The 19111-nt window shown below is 51.6% G+C and carries 14 protein-coding genes; 10 read left to right on the plus strand and 4 right to left on the minus strand.

Going from position 1 to position 19111, the window contains the following annotated elements; genetic code table 11:
- Positions 1 to 72: 72 nt before the first annotated feature.
- From ACYVJM_RS21675 to ACYVJM_RS21690, 4 genes are all read left to right on the plus strand, one after another.
- Positions 73 to 978, plus strand: coding sequence for an EamA family transporter (locus ACYVJM_RS21675; RefSeq protein ID WP_461150327.1), 906 nt, complete (start codon positions 73 to 75; stop codon positions 976 to 978).
- 49 nt (positions 979 to 1027) lie between these two features.
- Positions 1028 to 1237 (plus strand): hypothetical protein, encoded by a 210-nt coding sequence (locus ACYVJM_RS21680; protein ID WP_461150328.1) that lies wholly within the window; start codon positions 1028 to 1030, stop codon positions 1235 to 1237.
- Between the two features lie 141 nt (positions 1238 to 1378).
- On the plus strand, positions 1379 to 2890 hold the full coding sequence (locus ACYVJM_RS21685) for a S41 family peptidase (RefSeq protein WP_461150329.1): 1512 nt from the start codon (positions 1379 to 1381) through the stop codon (positions 2888 to 2890).
- Positions 2891 to 3022: 132 nt separating this feature from the next.
- Entirely contained in the window at positions 3023 to 3568 is a 546-nt protein-coding gene (locus ACYVJM_RS21690; RefSeq protein ID WP_461150330.1) for a 3'-5' exonuclease, read from the plus strand.
- Here the strand turns inward: ACYVJM_RS21690 and ACYVJM_RS21695 are convergent.
- The gene (locus tag ACYVJM_RS21695; protein ID WP_461150331.1) at positions 3565 to 6753 is read right to left on the minus strand and encodes a ligand-binding sensor domain-containing protein; all 3189 of its coding nucleotides are present in this window, start codon (positions 6751 to 6753) and stop codon (positions 3565 to 3567) included. The two genes, ACYVJM_RS21690 and ACYVJM_RS21695, sit on opposite strands and share 4 nt — an antisense overlap.
- A gap of 239 nt (positions 6754 to 6992) precedes the next feature.
- Between ACYVJM_RS21695 and ACYVJM_RS21700 the strand changes: the two genes are divergently transcribed.
- Positions 6993 to 9098, plus strand: coding sequence for a prolyl oligopeptidase family serine peptidase (locus tag ACYVJM_RS21700; protein ID WP_461150554.1), 2106 nt, complete (start codon positions 6993 to 6995; stop codon positions 9096 to 9098).
- Between the two features lie 98 nt (positions 9099 to 9196).
- Here the strand turns inward: ACYVJM_RS21700 and ACYVJM_RS21705 are convergent, their stop codons facing one another.
- Positions 9197 to 10414 (minus strand): glycosyltransferase family 1 protein, encoded by a 1218-nt coding sequence (locus tag ACYVJM_RS21705; protein WP_461150332.1) that lies wholly within the window; start codon positions 10412 to 10414, stop codon positions 9197 to 9199.
- Between the two features lie 350 nt (positions 10415 to 10764).
- Between ACYVJM_RS21705 and ACYVJM_RS21710 the strand changes: the two genes are divergently transcribed.
- The 3 genes from ACYVJM_RS21710 (at position 10765) to ACYVJM_RS21720 (ending at position 12956) form a co-directional block, all read left to right on the plus strand.
- On the plus strand, positions 10765 to 12114 hold the full coding sequence (locus tag ACYVJM_RS21710) for a family 1 glycosylhydrolase (RefSeq protein WP_461150333.1): 1350 nt from the start codon (positions 10765 to 10767) through the stop codon (positions 12112 to 12114).
- Positions 12115 to 12158: 44 nt separating this feature from the next.
- Positions 12159 to 12530 (plus strand): hypothetical protein, encoded by a 372-nt coding sequence (locus ACYVJM_RS21715; protein ID WP_461150334.1) that lies wholly within the window; start codon positions 12159 to 12161, stop codon positions 12528 to 12530.
- A gap of 204 nt (positions 12531 to 12734) precedes the next feature.
- A complete protein-coding gene (locus tag ACYVJM_RS21720) occupies positions 12735 to 12956 on the plus strand; it encodes a hypothetical protein (RefSeq protein WP_461150335.1) in 222 nt (73 codons plus the stop codon).
- A gap of 249 nt (positions 12957 to 13205) precedes the next feature.
- Here the strand turns inward: ACYVJM_RS21720 and ACYVJM_RS21725 are convergent, their stop codons facing one another.
- Complete coding sequence (locus ACYVJM_RS21725) at positions 13206 to 14195, minus strand: chemotaxis protein CheB (protein ID WP_461150336.1); 990 nt, start codon at positions 14193 to 14195, stop codon at positions 13206 to 13208.
- A gap of 393 nt (positions 14196 to 14588) precedes the next feature.
- Between ACYVJM_RS21725 and ACYVJM_RS21730 the strand changes: the two genes are divergently transcribed.
- Positions 14589 to 15044 (plus strand): response regulator, encoded by a 456-nt coding sequence (locus ACYVJM_RS21730; protein WP_461150337.1) that lies wholly within the window; start codon positions 14589 to 14591, stop codon positions 15042 to 15044.
- Between the two features lie 9 nt (positions 15045 to 15053).
- Here the strand turns inward: ACYVJM_RS21730 and ACYVJM_RS21735 are convergent, their stop codons facing one another.
- The gene (locus ACYVJM_RS21735) at positions 15054 to 16400 is read right to left on the minus strand and encodes a PKD domain-containing protein (RefSeq protein WP_461150338.1); all 1347 of its coding nucleotides are present in this window, start codon (positions 16398 to 16400) and stop codon (positions 15054 to 15056) included.
- Positions 16401 to 18215: 1815 nt separating this feature from the next.
- Here ACYVJM_RS21735 and ACYVJM_RS21740 point away from each other — a divergent pair.
- The coding region (locus ACYVJM_RS21740; protein ID WP_461150339.1) for a hypothetical protein at positions 18216 to 19111 on the plus strand (896 nt) is incomplete at its 3' end.

Here is a 19111-nt window from a genome sequence, read left to right on the forward strand (position 1 = left end):
AAAGTGATGTACAAAAAAAGGTTTTTACTTCTTGACTTATGCGTTTTATAGCAGACTTTTAGCCTATTCGCTATGATCCTGACCGTCGCCACCGTTACATCCCTGGCCGTTTTGACCCGTATTGTGGTCAATCCGCTTCAAAATGTGTTTCAAAAGCAGTTGACGCAGCGGATGGCCGATCCGTTGTTCATCATGTCGGTAACGTACGGCGTGCTGGCAGTCGTTTGCCTGGCGTTCTGGCCCCATCTTCAGTTTGCAGGTTTATCGCCAGCCTTCTGGCAAACTATTCTGACGACCAGTTTATTTGCCATGTTTGGCAACGTCTTTCTGGTTCGGGCAATCGGTCTGGGCGATTTGTCGGTGCTGGGGCCAATCAATGCCTACAAAGCCGTGGTTGGTATGGTATTGAGCATTTTCCTGCTCCACGAAGTTCCGGGCTGGTGGGGGTTTGTCGGAATCCTCCTCATCATTGCCGGCAGCTACGTCGTGCTGGCCGATCGACAATCGCGCCATTCGTCGGCGCAGCCCGATCATGTTCCTCTCTGGAAAAGGCCGGAAATTAAACTACGGCTGGCAGCACTGGTCTTCTCGGCTATCGACGGCACTTTTCTCAAAAAATCCATTCTGCTGTCGACGCCAACCATCGCCTTTTTTTACTGGTGTCTGTTTGGCTTCTTATTCTCGGCTATCTGGATTGCCCTAACGATGCGGGCTGTATGGTGGTCGCAGCTAAAAGTCGTCTTCTCGCAGAAGACGACGTATCTGGCACTGTGCGCAACGGCTGGTATTTCGCAACTGATGAGTAATCTGGCACTGGCCGGTATGCGCGTTGGCTATGCCCTGGCCCTGTTTCAAATATCAGCCCTGATCAGCGTGTTGTTCGGGTATCGGTTTTTTAATGAACAGGGAATTCTGCGAAAGCTTATCGGCGCAGGCATTATGGTTGGAGGTGCCGTGCTGATTACATTGCTGGGATAACCATCCGTCCATCTTCCGAGTTATCGTTACCTAACTACTCTTCTCTACCATGGCACAATACCAACTCGTCGAAAAACAGGCTATCGAGCACCATAATGAATATTATGAGGTGCGCACCACCCAGGACAACGATCAGACCAAGAGTCTGTTTTTTACGACCAATGAAGAAAATCTGGAGGAAGTAGCGGCTGCTATCGTTGCCGAAAACATGCCCGGAGTGAAGCATTGGACGGTTGTTCCGCATCGGAAAGACAGCTGATTGACGCAGCTAAACCGACCGCGAACAAAATTTTAATGAGGTAACAAACAATTCCTATTGATTTTAGTTGCGCTAGATTTTATCTTCACGGAATGAATACCAAGAAATTCTATAGAATTTCTTATACCGTAACGTGAAAAGATGAAGATTAGTAAAACACTGGCTTTAATAGGTTTATTTGTCGGCTTAAGTTATCAGATTTTATCAGCCCAGACGATTACGCCGGCTCAGGCCCGCGCCGACCTCAGTTACTTAAAGCGAAAGCTCGACCTGCTCCATCCCGGCATGGGCTACTACACGCCACAGCCCCGGATGGAGCAGTTGTATGACTCGCTCTACAACCGGCTGACGGCCCCCTACGACTATATGTCGTTCTTTCACCACGTTAGTCCGCTGGTAGCCGCTCTCAAAGACGGGCACACGAACCTGAATCACCGAAAAAACTTCATTGGCAAGTCAACGCGCTTCATTCCGTTCTATATCCGGCTTGTCGATTCGCAGTATTACATAAGCCACAACGTATCTGCCGATACCAGCCTACGGCGCGGCACCGAACTGCTATCCATCAATGGCAAACCAGTAGCCGATGTTCACCGCGAACTCATGAATACCGACCATTCCGGCTCGGACGGCGACAACCTGACCGGCCGACGCCAGTGGAGCATGGTCCAGTTTGCTGATTACTACGCAGCCTGGTTCGGCTCGGCCGATTCGGTTAAGATCACCTATCGGCTCACCGACGATACCCTTGTTCGGCAAACGCGGGTTCGGTGTTTAAGTCTGGCTAACTTCCGGGCTACTATTCAGCGTCGGTACGGAGAGGAGCTTGACCATCGCCCTAATCTGTCCGTTCGGATCGTCGATACGCTGACCCGGACGGCAGTACTGCGGGTTTCGTCGTTTATGGGCCTCAAAAAGAATGACCCCTTTCAATGGGCATTCAATCGACGACTAAAACGGGCATTCAAAACTGTACGCGAGCAGAATGTTCAAAACCTGATTGTTGATATGCAGGGCAACGGGGGCGGCATTGTCGTGAATTCGGCCCGGCTGCTTCGGTACTGGATGCCGAAACCGTTTCGAATTATGGACCATGAAGAGATGAAACAGGCGGCCCGCGCCGAACTGGTTACCCGCTGGAATCCCTTTTCGGCGCTGAATTTCAGTCTGCAATACCGGACCGATAAATCCGGCGGCTTTGCCAGCCGCTCCGGCAACCGCCGGTACCGGCCACGGCACCGGGATGCGTTCCATGGCAATATTTACTTCATGCAGAACGGCGCGTCTTTCTCGGCAACAACCACAGTGCTGGCCAAAACCCTCGATGCCGGTATGGGCACCTTTGTTGGCGAAGCGAGCGGTAGCGCGTATTGGGGCGACTTCGCGGGACATTTCAAGACGGTAACCCTGCCTAACTCCCGGCTTCAGGTGCGGATTCCGCTAAAAAAACTGACGCACGCGGTCAACACCGAGCGGGCTAATGGTTTTACCGTCGAACCCGACTTCATTGTCACCCGCAATTTCGACGACCTGATGGCCAATCGGGACTATATTCTGGAGTACACCTTACGACTTATCCGGGAGGGTGTGGTGGTTCGGCCGGGGCCGGATAAACAACCGATTCGCGACCGGTCGTTGCAGGCTTCGCGGTAAAACCGTACCTTTATAGGGTATTCGGTTCATCGTTTACGATATCCGGCTAAAAATTACGGGTTACGGTCAAGTCCCTGACGAACACACCTGCTTTAGCTGAAGAAGTGAACGCATCCCGTAAACTTTTCTTTTGTGTATTGTATCGTTGACGTTGAAACGACTGGGGGCGTGAAAGGCCCTACTCGCCTTACCGAAATTGCCATCTTCCGCCACGACGGGCAGCAGGTAGTTGATTCATTCCACTCACTGCTTAACCCCGGTTGCCCGATTCCACCGTTTATCCGACACTTGACGGGCATTTCTGACGAAATGGTACAGGATGCACCCACCTTCGCGGAGGTGGCCGGGGAGGTGATGAACATTACTCAGGACGCTATTTTTGTGGCCCATAACGTTGGCTTCGATTTCAACTTTATTCAGAAGGAGTTAAATTGGCTGGGCCATGACTTTTTCCGGCGAACACTGTGTACGGTTCGCACCAGCCGGAAATTATTGCCGGGGCATCCGTCCTACAGCCTGGGTAAGCTTTGCCGCTCACTCGAAATCCCGCTCAACGGCCGTCACCGGGCCATGGGCGACGCGGCAGCTACCGTCCTGCTGTTTGAGATGCTGTTAAAAAACGACGCGCAGGGCCTGATTCCGCGAATCACTTCCCGCACTGAGTTCAACGCCCACTAACCCGAAAGGGGCAGATTCGATTGCGTTGCCGAAAACGCATGCCTGACCAGCGGGCTCACGGGCACATCTATCGTCACCTGTACCCCTTTATCGGCCTGGCTTTTCCAGGTAATGCGCCCACCCAGGATGGCCACTCGGGATTCAATATTTCCAATACCCAGGCCCGACGCTTTTTTCTGCGTTTGTTCATAGTTAAACCCACGTCCGTTATCCTGGTATACCAGCACGATCCGGTCGGGCATCTGCGTTATGCCCAGGTCAATCAAGGTCGCGTTGGCGTGCTTGAGGGAGTTACTGACCAGTTCCTGCGTAATTCGGTACAACATTACTTCCACCTCGGCCAGAAGCCGGTTCTCCTGCTCGGTAATTCCATCCAGCGAATACTGGGCATGCACAATGCCGCTGGCCGTAATCCGGGAAAACAGCTCATCCACGGCGGCTATGTACCCATGCCGTTCCAGCGTTTGGGGATTTAACTTGCGCAGCATATTGCGCACATCGCCAATGGTATCGTTGATCAACTGAAATATGGTTGCTTTAAGGGGAAGGATGCCCGGCGTTTCACCGGCGAGTTGCGTAAGTTGGGTTGTGTAAAGCTTGATCGTTGCCAGCCGGGTACCAATTTCGTCGTGTATATCCCGGGCTATTTCTTTCTTTACCTGCTCCTGTATGTCGTACGCTAACCGCACCCGGTCGGCCTGTTGGGTACGAATGGCATTTTCACGATGGATGATCCACAACCACACCAGTGCCGTCAGAATTAGCAGAACCAGAACGATAAAAGGCCCTTTTCGCCAGAAAGGGGGTTCAATGTAAATAGCCAGCGTGCGGGTGTGGACACTCCAGCGACTATCCTGATTGGCCGCTTTTACCTGAAACGTGTACGAACCAGGCGGTAGGTTGGCATACCGGACATAGTTTCGTTCACCCGCCATTACCCAGCGGTCATCGTAATTGGAAAGCTGGTACTGGTAGCCGTTATGTCCGTTGCTGGCGTAGTCCAAAGCTGCAAACTCCAGCGACAGCGTATTCTGTGTATGCCCCAGCCGAATGCGTTTGGCTTCGCCGACGTACGTATCCGTAATAAAGGGCTCCTCATTGATGTTCAGCGAATGAATATACACGTATGGATTGTAGGCACTGGGCCGAAACATATTCGGAAGGCACCGGTTGAACCCACTGACGCCCCCAAAATACAGCTCGCCGGAAGCCGTCTTCTGGAAGGCGTTTCCATTGAATTCGTAGCCCTGAAGCCCATCATTCGGCATAAAATTCTTGATCATCTGCGTTGACGGGTCAAGGCGGGAGATGCCCCGGTTTGTACTCATCCAGATGTTATTGTCGGCATCGGCCAGCGTTCCGTACACGAAGGAATTGGCCAGCCCCTGTCGTTCTGTATAGAGCCGGAAGCGATTACTTTTATCCGTTAGATTAACCAGCCCCCGGTCGCTGGAGAGCCAGAGCGCAGGATGGCGATCATCGGGCCGAATGTTCAATATCGTGTAGCCTTTCAGGCCCGACCGGACAAACCGCCACGCCTTGTTTGCACCGGTTAACTGATAGCAGTAATACCCGTTCAGGAAAGTACCGACCCATAGCTGCCGGTTCGACGGATTATAGAAAAGACTAAATACGTTCTGATTGGCCAGCGTCGGCACTTTCGACCATAAACGCCGTTTGGTATTAAGCGCGTACAGACCGCTTTCGGTGGCGGCAATCAGCACGGTATCCGAAATACTGACCATGTTCCGGACGTAGTCGTCCGTTGCCAGACCAGGAATGGACGAATCAAAACGAATTGACTCAAACACCTTAGCGGTCTTACTGTACATTAGTACGCCCCCGCGAGTTCCCACCCAGATCTGCCGTTTCGGGTCTCGATAGAGGCATCTGGCCTGTGGGTTTACCCGGCCCGTATCCGACGGTTTCCGCGTTAGAAAACGCTCTACGATTCGGTTCGTAAGGGGATTAAACACGTCGATACCGCTTTCGGTAAGCACCCACAGGCGATCGAATCGCTCCTCCATAAACCCCCGAACCGTATAGCTGCTCAGTTTCTGGCTGGCCGACAGGGTATCGTACGAGACCGCCTTGACAAGTCCGCCGAACAGAAAGGCATCGGGTACGATTCGGGCCAGTCCGTCGGGGTCCATATTGGCCCAGATCATCCCCTGCCGGTCAACGTACACTTTACTGATCTTCAACTCACTCAACTGGCGACCGTTCTGGGTGAATTGGTTTACCTGTCCAAACAGCCGGGATCGCTTGTCGAAGTACAGAACCCCGTCGCTCTGGGTACCCAGCCAGAGCCGACCGCGCTGGTCGGTGGCAATGCTGTAAATCTCGCTGACAGGTTTGGCACCGACAGTTTCGTAGGTCTGGGCGATTTCCCGGCGATGGTCGAACCGAATCAATCCATTTCCGGTGCCGATCCAGGCAATCTCATTGGCATCAATAAAGAAGGAAAAGACATGCTGAACAGCACCAAACTGATTGTCGGGATGATCGCTAAAATAGCGGGATAGCGTTCGGTTCCGAATATTGTAGCGCATCAGCCCGGTGGAGGCATGCAGCCAGACATCGCCCGAGGGCGTGCGAACGGTCGAACTTTGCAGATCGTACTCTTTGCCTAAATGCGGGACCGACGCCAGAACGAGCTTACGCTGGGTTCGGAACTGATACTGCACCAGTCCTTCGGCATCACTCAGGTAGAGAAGTTCATGGTTGTCGACAAAAAAAGGCAGGATTCGGTTGGCAAGCCGTTTCTGGCTGGTAGCCGACCTGGTCCCGAAAAAGCAATCGAACCGGTCGCGTTGCCGGTCGTACCGATTAAGTCCTTCCTCGGTCCCTATCCACAAATTACCGTCGGGGTCCTCTACGATACCGAAAATATTGATACCCCGGATGGAACCCGGCACCACGGCCCCCTCTTTCCCAAGGGCGGGCCGATAAGTTCGAAACTGACGTCCGTCGTAGCGATTGAGTCCGTCCTGCGTGCCGAACCACAGAAAACCCCGGCTATCTTTCAGCATATAATAGACCGACCCCTGGGTCAGCCCATCCCGTACGCCAATGTGATCGACCCGGAAAGCCGGAGCCGTACCCGACGCGCTGGTTTGTGCCCACCCAGTCTGATGCAGGTAGATGCAAAGGACGTGGATACAAATGCAGAGCAGAGTTCGCATCGTTAACAAATAGCAAACATGACAATAACTAACTATGAATAAGTAACTTATTCAAGAATTTTAGATTTTCCCTGGCGCTAAATGTAACTAAATAATTGACGTTTCTGACAGGATGAGAACCTATTCGAACAGGCTTATTTGGTTTTTCACCGCCAGCCCCGTAATTCGCGTAGATTCCCTTAACTAGCTAAAAAAACGCTCTGCTTATGCGTTACCTTCATCTCATTCGACTGCTTCCTATGTTGAGTTCGTCTGTTATTCTAGCCCAGACCACCGGCCCGCTTCCGTATCCGGTAACAAAAAAGACGGATCAGGTCGACACCTATCATTCGACAACCGTTGCCGACCCTTACCGCTGGCTCGAGGATGACCGATCGGCCGAAACAGCCGCCTGGGTCAAAGCCGAAAATCAGGTTACGTTCGACTACCTGTCGCAGATTCCGTACCGCAAGCAGTTTCAGGATCGACTGGAGCAGGTCTACAATTACCCGAAATACTCAGCCCCGAGCCGGAAAGGCGAGTGGTTTTACTTCTCAAAAAATGACGGCTTGCAAAATCAGGCCGTACTGTACCGGCAAAAGGGGCTGGATGGTAAACCTGAACTCGTAATCGACCCCAATAAACTGTCAGCCGACGGCACTACCCGGCTGGGTGCGTTTTCGCTATCCAAAGATGGCAAATACGCTGTCGTGGGCTTGTCGAAAGGCGGGTCCGACTGGCAGGAATATCAGGTGATGGAACTGGCCACGAAGACCTATCTGTCCGATAAGATCGAATGGGTTAAGGTTTCCGGGGCCGCCTGGCAGGGGGATGGTTTTTATTACAGCCGCTACCCGAAACCGGAAGGCAGCGCCCTGGCCGCTAAAAACGAAAACCACCAGGTTTACTTCCACAAGCTGAACACGCCCCAATCGGCCGACCGGCTGGTGTACGAAGACGCCAAAAATCCGCAGCGGTTCCACATCGTCAGCACAACCGACGACGAGCGATTTGCGCTGCTGTCGATCAGCGACCGGGGCAAAGGGAAAGATGGCAATTCGCTGTACTTTCTCGATGCGAAATCGGCGGTAAAGACATTCACACCCGTGGTGGCCGAGGTTACGGATTTTAGCTACGGGGTTGTCGATAATGACGGCGACCGGCTGCTGATCCTGACCAACGAAAAAGCGCCGAACAGCAAAGTCATGGCCTTCGACACCAAAAAGCGGACGTTCTCGACGCTCATCGCCGAAAAGCCCGAGCCCATCTCCGAAAACAGTGTCAGCGCGGCCGGTGGTAAATTATTCGTTGAATATGCCAAAGATGTGACCTCTAAAGTAGCGGTATACGACTACAGCGGCAAGTACGAGACGGACGTTCAGCTACCCGGCATTGGCTCATCGAGTGGGTTCGGGGGTGAGAAAGACGACAAGTTCGTTTTCTATTCGTTTACGTCTTTCACTTTCCCGCCCACTATTTATCGCTACGATATCGCCAGCCGGAAAAGCACCGTTTTCCGCGCCCCCGAGGTCGACTTCAAACCTACCGATTACGAAACCAAACAGGTTTTTTACACCAGCAAGGACGGCACTAAAGTGCCTATGTTCCTGACCTACCGGAAGGGGCTGAAGCTGGACGGCACCAACCCAACGCTGCTGTATGGCTACGGTGGTTTCAATGTCAGTTTACCGCCATCATTCAGTCCGTTTCGGATTCCGTTTCTGGAGCAGGGTGGTGTATATGCGCAGGCCAACCTGCGGGGCGGCAGCGAATACGGTGAGAAATGGCACGAACAGGGGATGAAACTCAAAAAACAGAACGTTTTCGATGATTTCATTGCCGCAGCTGAATACCTGATTGCCCAGCAGTATACCAGCCCGGCCAAGCTGGCCATTCAGGGCGGCTCGAACGGGGGCTTGCTGGTAGGTGCAGTCATGAACCAGCGGCCCGAACTGTTCCGGGTGGCTATTCCGCAGGTTGGTGTCATGGATATGCTGCGGTTCCACAAGTTCACCATCGGCTGGAACTGGATTGCCGATTACGGCAGCAGCGACAAGGCGGAGGAGTTTAAGGCGCTGTATGCCTACTCGCCCCTGCACAACATCAAACCCGGTATCAACTACCCTGCTACGCTTATTACCACTGCCGACCACGACGACCGGGTGGTACCGGCTCACTCGTTCAAATACGCGGCCACGTTGCAGGCCACTTACAAAGGACCTAATCCGGTATTGATTCGAATCGATACAAATTCGGGTCACGGAGCCAGTAACACGAAAAAGAACATCGAAACAACGGCCGACATTTACTCTTTCATCCTCTGGAACATGGGCGTAAAAAGCCTGAAGGAGATCGCCAGTAAGTAATCCTGTCTCCGCAGACGGATAAAAAATCGCAGCTCAGTCGACAGATTGAGCTGCGATTTTTTATGAAGGCTGTTTGACCCGCTGAAAAACGAGGGGATTTATTGCTCCGCCAGAACTCCCTTGAGCTGCGCGTTCATGAGCCGCTGCATCTGCTGCCAGGTATTATCCCAGGACTGTTCTTCCAGCCGGGCGTCAATGGCTTTCCAGTCGGCGTCATGGCCGGCCTTGAGCGCAAACTCAATCGCCTTTTCGAATGTAGCGGCCGAGTCGCCAATGAGCACCGGACCCCAGCCGCCATACGAACGTACCACATCGCGAATGGGCGTCGAGACAACGGGCAGGCCAGCAGCCAGATATTCCGGAGTTTTGGTCGGGCTGATGTACCGGGTGGCTTCATTGATGGCGAAGGGCATCATGGCTACCTGCCAGTTGCCGAAATAGGCGGGCAGATCGCGGTAGTTCTTCATGCCGAGGTAGTGCAGATTCGGTACCTGCGGCAGGGTGTTGGGGTCGATCTTCACGACCGGTCCCAACAGAACAAACTGCCAGTCGGGCCGGCGCTGGGCCAGTTGTCGGAGCAAGTTCAGATCGAGTCGCTCGTCGATGACGCCACAAAAGCCAATACGTGGTCCCGCAATGTTCTGCTGATCGGCGGGATCGTCGATACCGTTCCGGCCGGGCAGGAAATGGTGAGCGTCGATGCAGCTGGGAAACGCGAACACCTGCGGATGCCGGTTTTTTTTGGCTTCGTATAAACTGTATCCGCCGGTATACACCAGATCGGCCCGTCGGATGAGTTTTTCTTCCTGTTCGAGAAGCAGCGGAGAGGCTCCCGAAAAAGCGGACAACTCGTCCATACAGTCGTAGACCGTCAGGCGGGGTTTGAGGTGAGCCGTGAAGCGGAGGGCCATGGGAGTGTAGTACCAGGCAATAAAGTCGGTGAGCTGTTCCTGTTCCAGAAACTGATTCACCAACTGGCGCTGCAACCGAACGGCGGCTTCGTCGTCGATACCGTGGGGCAGGTGCGGCACAACGACCCGAATCTGGTCATCGACCTGCCGGATGTCGAGCCGGAGCGCTTCGCCCCACTGGGGTTCTTCTACATACCAGACAGTCCACTGTTTACTGGCGCGACTGAGCAGGTGCTGCGGACGTTGATAAACGAAATCCCAGCGCAGGTGTGAAAAACAGACCAGGTTCTGAACCTCAGGTGAACTGACAAAGGCGTAGTTTCCTACGCTATGTTTAACGAGTGCCTTTTCTGGCTGGGGCTGTAAGGCACTGCTCTTGTCGGACTTGTTGATCGTATAATTCATTGGCTATTCATTAAGCCGGTGGCAAGCCACATACCTTGTAAAACCTGCTGGACTGGCGTGATCGTGCCTATTGAACTGTGCAGTGGCTTCCACTTTCCGATAATCGACCGAATTGGTGAGCAAACGGACCCCGACCCTGCCGAGTCATTCCCCTCAGACTAATGTACTTACCCGTTTGGAAGTATTTACTCCTCCTGGCCATGCAGCCACAAACGAATACGGGTTAGAAACCGGTTCGACCGTTGCCTCATTCCTATTACCAATTGGCGGACATACCTGAAGGGGCGCGTGTTGAGCAGGCCTAACCAACAGGCTGGCTGCGTTACATATTCGGCCCGACAACGAATTCAATGAGCAATCGACAACGAAACCGGGATGATCTATACGTTTCTCAACCAACAAAACCAGCTTTGTGGGGAGGCCTCGAGTGCACCGTCAACCGGGTAGGCGATGTGTATCAGGATCAGGTTAAACGCGGGGGCCATCAGGACAGGCTGAGTGATCTGAACTTAATTGCCGATCTGGGCATCAGCACTCTCCGCTACCCGGTATTGTGGGAACGGACCGCCCCGGACCACCCCGATAAGCCAGACTGGTCCTGGACTGACGAGCGGCTGAATCGATTACGGGAGCTGGGCATCCGGCCCATTGCGGGACTGGTACACCATGGCTGCGGCCCCTGCTATGCCACCTACGACCGGCCCGAATTTGAACATGGACTGGCCCGGTATGCCCGTCAGGTTGCCGAGCGATACCCGTGGATCGACGCGTACACACCCGTCAATGAACCGCTGACCACCGCCCGTTTCGGCGGACTTTACGGCCATTGGTACCCGCATGGCAAGTCGGCCAGGTCGTTTGTCGATATACTGCTGCGCGAATGCCGCGCCACCGTCCGGGCCATGACCGAAATCCGAAAGGTGCGGCCCGATGCCCAATTGATACAAACCGACGATCTGGGAAAAATACACAGCACGCCCCTGCTCGGTTATCAGGCAGAGCTGGAAAATGAACGCCGGTGGTTAAGCTGGGATCTACTCTGCGGACGCGTAGTGCCGGACCATCCGCTCTGGGATCACCTGCGCTGGTCGGGGGCGAGCGAGGCCGATTTGTGGTTTCTGGTCGAAAATGCCTGCCCGCCGTCCGTGCTGGGGGTGAATCACTACGTTACCAGCGAGCGTTATCTGGACGAAAACATTCGGGCTTATCCGGCCTGCACGCATGGCGGCAACAACCGCCATACCTATGCCGACACCGAGATGGTACGCGCCCGCCCCGAACACCGCACCGGCCTGAGTGGTTTGCTGCTCGAAACCTGGGAACGCTATAGGTTGCCAATTGCCATTACGGAAGCCCATCTGGGCGATTGCGCAGATGAACAGATGCGCTGGCTGGGTGAAGTATGGCAGCAGACGCAGCTGGCGACAGACGCAGGTGCCGACATACAGGCCGTAACGGTATGGGCCTTATTAGGTATGTACGACTGGCATTGCCTGCTTACCCGGCAGGAGGACCGTCATGAGCCGGGTGTCTTCAACGTCAGCAGCGGCAACCCCGAGCCAACCCGGCTGGCCCAGATGGTCAGGCGGCTGGCCGCCGGTGAGCCGGTCGAGTCCTTGATACCGCCAGGACGGGGCTGGTGGCAGTCTGCCCAACCCGCGCCATCCCAAACGAAAGTTATTCCACACTTTTTTGGGTGAACAATTGGCGTAACGCTTTCCAACCTACAAAACATGATTGTTTTATGATGTATCGACGGATAAGCCTGTGGGCCATTGGACTGGGCTTACTGATTGGATGCCAAAGCGGCATTCGGGATAATGACTTTGCCAGCAAGCGGTTTACGGCAACGTACACGATTCATTCAACCGAGCGTACGGACACCGCCAGCTTAACTCACCTTCTGGACTCGAAAGCTATTTACAGCTTCCGCAAAAATGGCAAGGGTACTAACCATATTCAACTGGGCATGGTATCAAAAGATGCGCCTTTTACCTGGGAAATGAAGGGGGACAGCCTGCGTATCAATAATGAATCGTACGCCGTTCAAAAGCAGGGGCAGGGATTTGTGCTCAGGTCCGATTCGGCCAGAATCACCCTGAACCAACAGCCGTAAGCAGGATCAATTAAGCTGCCAGATTCGGGATAAGACCAGGATTTATTCTCATTGGTCGGCCATTAACGGCATTTCGGGTTGTCATGACCGTTCCCTAAAGGTTCGGCTGGTTACAATACTGTCGGTTCAAGCTGTTCGTTTAATTGGCCTGAGCGGTTAATAAGGTACTTAACTACGTATGTCCACTACTAAATAACCAACACCATGACGATGATCTATGGCCTGCTTGGCCTGTTACTCGCTTCCGTATTACTGACCTGGGTGACGAAGCCATCCAACTATGCTCCGGTTCCATCAAAACGTCGGAAAAAGAAAAATAAACTTCGGTCACGAGATGCCCGGCCTTATCTGAAAGATGAGCCGTTCACCACAGCAACTTTACATCAGAATCAGCCTGCGGGCGCTGCGCAACTGCCTTTGGAATAATAGCCGTAGACGCTGAAAACGCGCTGGCTTGTTTCCTGGAGCGACCAGCGCGTTTTCGGTGTTAAATGTAACGTTGACGCTGAGTCAACCATGACCCGTGGCCCATTGACAATCAATAGACTACATAGTATAGACAGAAAATGTTTGTAGCAGCCAAAATGGTCATAAGTCACGTCACATAAGAGTTTACAAGCCTTATTCCCAGGGTACACTTCGTCAGGATTTGTTATGAGTTTTCAGATGAGTTAATCAATCGGCAAACACCAGCGGACGCAGCTTTTCAAGTTTTCCTTTAGCCTGGCTGATCTGAGTCCGGTAGTCCTGAGCCGCATTTACGTTGCCACCCTGTTCCAGCGTTTCTGCCGCTTTCTCCAGCAGCATCACCGTCTCTTCGAACGCCCGGATGGTATTCCACAGCGATTCCTCTACAGAACGCTTTACTCCGGCCAACAGGGCACCGGCCGTGTAGCCATGCCCGGTATGACAGCGATAGCGCAGGAGGCCACCCTCCTGAATACTTGTTAATATGCCGTGGCATTCGGGACACGTCATGGGCGAGAGGTCGCCATCTTCCAGGATTGTCATCGTAAAGGCACTTTCCTGTTCAGCAATCTTTACTTCTTTTTCCAGACCCATCGCATCCTCCCGGGTAAGGATTGGCCGTTCGCCGACCGTCTCCTGCGTCAATCTGGTCAACAGATCAGCCATCTCGCTAACCGGCACGGAGTAATCGACCGCTACGTGTTCCCGAACGCTCTCCGGCATACTGGGATAAGCGGCTTCTTCCGGCTCCTGAATGACACTAATCCCGGCCAACTGTTTTATGGTCCACATAACCGATGTGCCATCATTCAGTAAACCCGTTAGCACTACACCGATTACGCGCGGACCGTACCAATAAGCAGCCGACCGGAACAGGGCATCAATAGATGGTCTGAATCGATTTTCTTTAGGTCCTTTCTTAACCAGCACCGTCTCGTTTTCGATGAGCAAATGATGATCCGGCGGAGCGACGTAAATATGGCCCGGCCGGATGGTTTCGCCATCGACGGGGTGGGACGCTCTGTTCTTACCCGCATAATTAAAAATACGCGGCAGATAACTCGGTGCATCAGCCGCGACATGCTGAACAATAAAAACTATGGCCGGAAAATTGGCCGGTAAGCAGGCAACCAATTCTTTAAGCGCATATACACCACCAGCCGAAGCGCCGATCACAACAATATCCCGTTTGGTCATCCTGTAGTCTTTTGATCAAATAAACTCATCGCTTTCCAGCGTTAATGATCGTTGTCTCACCAGAAAAACCCTGAAAACTTTTCTGAACCAATAGCTACGGAATTAGTTAGGAAGTGAAACTATAAACAGACGTATTTACAAGTCATTTTATACCATTCATTCAATAAATTTTGCCTACGCTAAAAAAAACAAACGAATCGACTCACTATATACTCGTAAAACATATAGCCATATACATCTAACTTACTTATTATCAGTCACTTTCACAAAGTCTACTCAATCAAAGGACTATATTATTGACTTTCAAACGCTTATGAGGTTAAGCCTGGCTCCATGCAGAGCCAAAATCGCTTTGCTACATTTGTCGTAAATCCACAACTAGTTAACTACTTCATGTACCTCAATCCCCGTATTCTTCTGCTTGAGGATAATCCCGCCAATGCGGTCGAGCTTTGCCTGGCTCTTGAAGAAAGCGTACCAAACGTCCAGTTGGCGGTAATTAACGATAAGCCCGGCCTGATGGACTATTTTCGTCGTATAGAGGAGGAAACTCACGAGGCACCCTGGCTGGTTTTCCTTAGTGCGTGCTTCCTGACCCCTACAGATCGAATGGAAGCTCTTTCGCAGTTTCGAAGTTACTCTTCACACGCATCAAGGTCATCTATTCCGGTCATTGCCATAGGCTCGTTTGCCGAGTTAGCCACGGTTCAGGCTTTATACGAATCAGGTGTCAGTGCTCACCTGATCAAATCGGACAATTTTCAACAGTTGGTAGCAGACTGTCAGGCGATCACTGCTCATTGGTTTAAAACAGCCATGTTCCCCCCCAACGCATCGGACTATACCTAGGCCGTGGCCTTACTCAACCAGCAACTCTATGGATTTGACGCCCTCCGGAGTCGTTAACCGCCCGATGTACATACCTGTCGGCAAGTCTTTAACCTCCCATATTACGCGATTCAGCACACCGGCCTGGGCTTTCCCGGTTTGAAGTGTACGCAGTACACTTCCTTTCATATTCAGAATGCTCAGCGCGTAGTCGCCCCCGTTTGGCAGGATAAACTCTATAGCGGTCTTCGCTGCAAATGGATTGGGATAGTTTCGCAGCAGGAAGGCACTGTCCAGCGTCTTGACAGCCTCTCTGCCACCCACCGACGAAACAGAGGGACTCCCGCCGATTGCGGCTTCGGCACTGGCATCGTAGATAACAACATAGTGGTGTACCTGGCTGGCCGATTTACCGCACATGTCTGTCAACGTAATGGTAACCGAGTAAACGCCAGCCCTGGTATACCGATGTGTTCCCCGTCCGGCGGTCCCCTCTATGGCTCCGGCCGAGGATGTACCATCGCCCCAGTACCATACCAGCTGCCAGCCATTGTTATCGGCAATAGTGGTACTGAGGATAACTTCGTCACCCGCCTTAATCGGGTCATTAGGTGCTTTGATCTGGCTTAGAACGGGGGGTGCATTGGTTACTGTGACAGTTTGCGTTACGGCAGCCGCTGCATTTCCGTTAATGTCTTTGGCATTCCAGGTAACGGTTGTTGTGCCCACTGGATAGTCGGCTGTTAAGGGCTTCCCATCACTACGTGTGCCAACGGCCTGACCAACCGAGCAATTATCCGTAGCCAACGCAAACAGGTCGACAACAGCCCCGCACTTACCGGCATCGTTCGCCAGCACTTTGTTGCCATTGGTCTTGATAACCGGTGCTTCATTATCAATTACGGTAATGGTCTGTGTAACGGCAGCTGCGGGATTGCCATTACCATCCGTTACGCTCCAGGTGATGGTGGTAACACCCGCCTGATACTCGGCATTTAACGGCTTCCCATCACTACGTACCGCTTTGGGTTTACCCACCGAACTGTTGTCGGTAGCCAGGGCGAGTGCCTCAAAGACAACCCCGCACTTGCCCGTCTTATACGTAAACGTTTTGTTGCCATTGGTCTTGATGACCGGCGCTTCACTGTCAATTACGGTAATGGTTTGGGTAACGGCAGCCGCTGCATTTCCGTTAACATCTTTGGCATTCCAGGTAATGGTTGTTGTGCCCACTGGATAATCGGCCGTTAAGGGTTTGCCATCACTGCGTACGCCAACGGGTCGACCAACCGTGCAGCTGCATGTTGCAGAGGCAGATACAACAACACTAGCGCCACGCTTACCGGCATCATTGGGAAGGGTTATGTGGCCATTCATTGTGATAACCGGTGTTTCACTTTTAGTCAACACAACTGTGTCATCGCTTGCGGCCAACAAAACGGACTTAGCATAGCCTGCCGTAGCTTGAACACCAAGCAAAAGAAACACGAGCGCGTATAGAAAACGCCTATTTTTTATTAAAGCCATTGTCACTAACGTGAGGAACAAACTAGACTGATAGGAATCCGTATCTGAGCGCTCACTTAATGGCTGTACTGGCCAGCAATTTGCAGCTACAGCTTTCTTTATTAAACGGGCCATAAGCAGTTAATTAAATCGGGTGGACAGTAAAGTTTTTTTTGCTCTTTCGGAAATTATCCCAGGCTTTACGGACCGAGACTACCGGAGTGTTTTTCTAAACGGCAACAACTTTTTGAATGTCTCTATTTTATGGTTCACAAAAATAGACGTTATAAATCTTACAACATTGAATTAAGACTACAATTAAACTCGTTTTTACTAACCGCTTAGTAACTTTCGCTTATTTTCCCTATTCATTTTAGAAGGAAAAAATATAAAGATTACGTATTAATTTTACAGACTTTTTTAGAACTCAAAATGCGTGATTATACCAGGATAAAAGCAGCCATATAGATCATAAAATTAAATCTGTAAAATCATAACTGTAGCCGCTATACGTTAAATCAAAAACTTGAATTACAGTCCATTATACCTAATAATTTAAAAGCGCATTTTTTATTATATAACATTGATTATTAGCCAGTAATCTACCATAGGTTCCATTCCTGCCGCTATTTGTTATGACTATAATGATCAGGAATAGCTTAACAAACCCTCTTTAACAACAGCTTATCTATGTACACTAACGTCAATTTAATAGACAAATCAATAGCCACGGCTCACTATAAGTTATACTTATACTTTACTGTTACACCGTTATAAACCAGCCAATCGTATAGCACCTTTTTGCCAACATGAAAGCAGTACCTATTTTTGTTTAGGCCACGGGGCTAAACGAGAAATGCCTGTGTTGATCCTTCATGTTAGTCAACTACAGGATCTAGGTTATTAATTAGTCTATTTTTATCTCTACAGACCTAAGTTTGTCAGGCCGTTATAAGACTTTTTGGACTTAATGGATGTTTTTTTATTCTAAAATTGAGGACTAATTTCAAATAATATGGCAGGATAACGACGATAAAAGGTGACTACTTTATGTACAAAAAGTCTACACTTCGTAAACAGAATTCACGTAAATAAATTTCCGGTTTCCACCCAACTATTGACATAGCTTTCAGTAGAAACAGGATGACTGGTAAAAGCGTCAACGTGAGTAGTAATTACGGCTGGAGTCGAGACTGACTACGGGCGTCTGCCCGGGAATCATCAATACTATCCAGGTGAATAGTTACGGCTAAAACAGCAATGATTATTCACTAAACACCAATCGTATAAATATGAGCAACTCAACAAAAATGTACCCGCTATGTCATCAGAGCATGCCAGACTTTGGGCATGTTTTTCCCCTGCGTTATTTCTTCAGGAGCATTCCAAACGAACATCTCCCGAACGGCTGTGGCGCCTGTCAATCTGTTTGATAGATCATTACAATACAGTCGCTGGAAGCACCAGCCGGGAAAACGCAAACCAGTCGTAAAACAAGTTATCTGTAGCCGCAGGCAGCTCCTCGTTTTTGCTGTCACTCCCATTTATACGTACTGGAAGTAGCTCCTGGTAGACAGCCCGTTCAACCTGCCTGTTTGTTGCACAGGTTTAGTCGGCTGGCTGACCTCGATTCGACGCGTTATCGCTAACGTGTTCGTTTACTTAATCAACTCAATTTCAATCGTTATGAAACACGTATTCTTTCTGTTCTTCTTTTTTGCCAGCGTGATTTCTTTACAAGCTCAGGTGTCTGAAACGACGGCGATCCGGCTCTATCGTGTCAACGATCATCTGGTCAGGGCAGAAGCAGACGGTTCCAATCCAATCAGCTATTCGTACGAAAAAGTTAATGTACGTGAAGCGAATGATCTGATAGAGGTAGGTATCGTAGGTGGGAGTACGTCTTATTATTTTCCTTCTCTTTTTCTGAATGACCAGGGTGTTCCTTATGGAACTTCGGTCAGCTCAGCCGTAAGCGCCTACTCGCTGAATCTTCCCGGCGCATCAGGTACAGGTAGCAGTGGGACCGCCGTGACGACCGATGCCAGTCTGTTAACATCGGGCACGCTGGATGATGCCCGCCTGAGTGCCAATGTGGTTAAGACGACGGGGTCGTACGCCAACCCGGGCTGGATCAGCGCCCTCGACCCCACCCGCATCACCCAAACCAGCCAGCAGCGCTTTGTCTCCGACACCGAGAAAGAGGCCTGGAATCAGAAGCCCGATCTCGCTCAGGTACGCGCCGTTATCAAAGACAGCACCCACACCTACACCTTTGTCAATGCAGCCGTGACCAGCACAGGCACGTCTACCACCATCACCATTCCCGCTGGTAGCGGAGGGGCTTCCATGCCGGTCGACACGGCCCTGAGTGCGACCTCCCCTAATGCCATCGCTAATGCGGCCGTCACCAAAGCCATCAACCAGGCAAACGCCAACGTTGCGGCCAACACTGCAGGCATTGCCACCAACACGGCTAGCCTGAGTGCCCTGCAAACGCAACTAACGGCCGCCACCGCCATTCAGACGGGACCCATTGACGATACCCGCCTGAGTGCCAATGTGGTTAAGACGACGGGGTC

The sequence above is a fragment of the Spirosoma pulveris genome, from assembly GCF_054781875.1.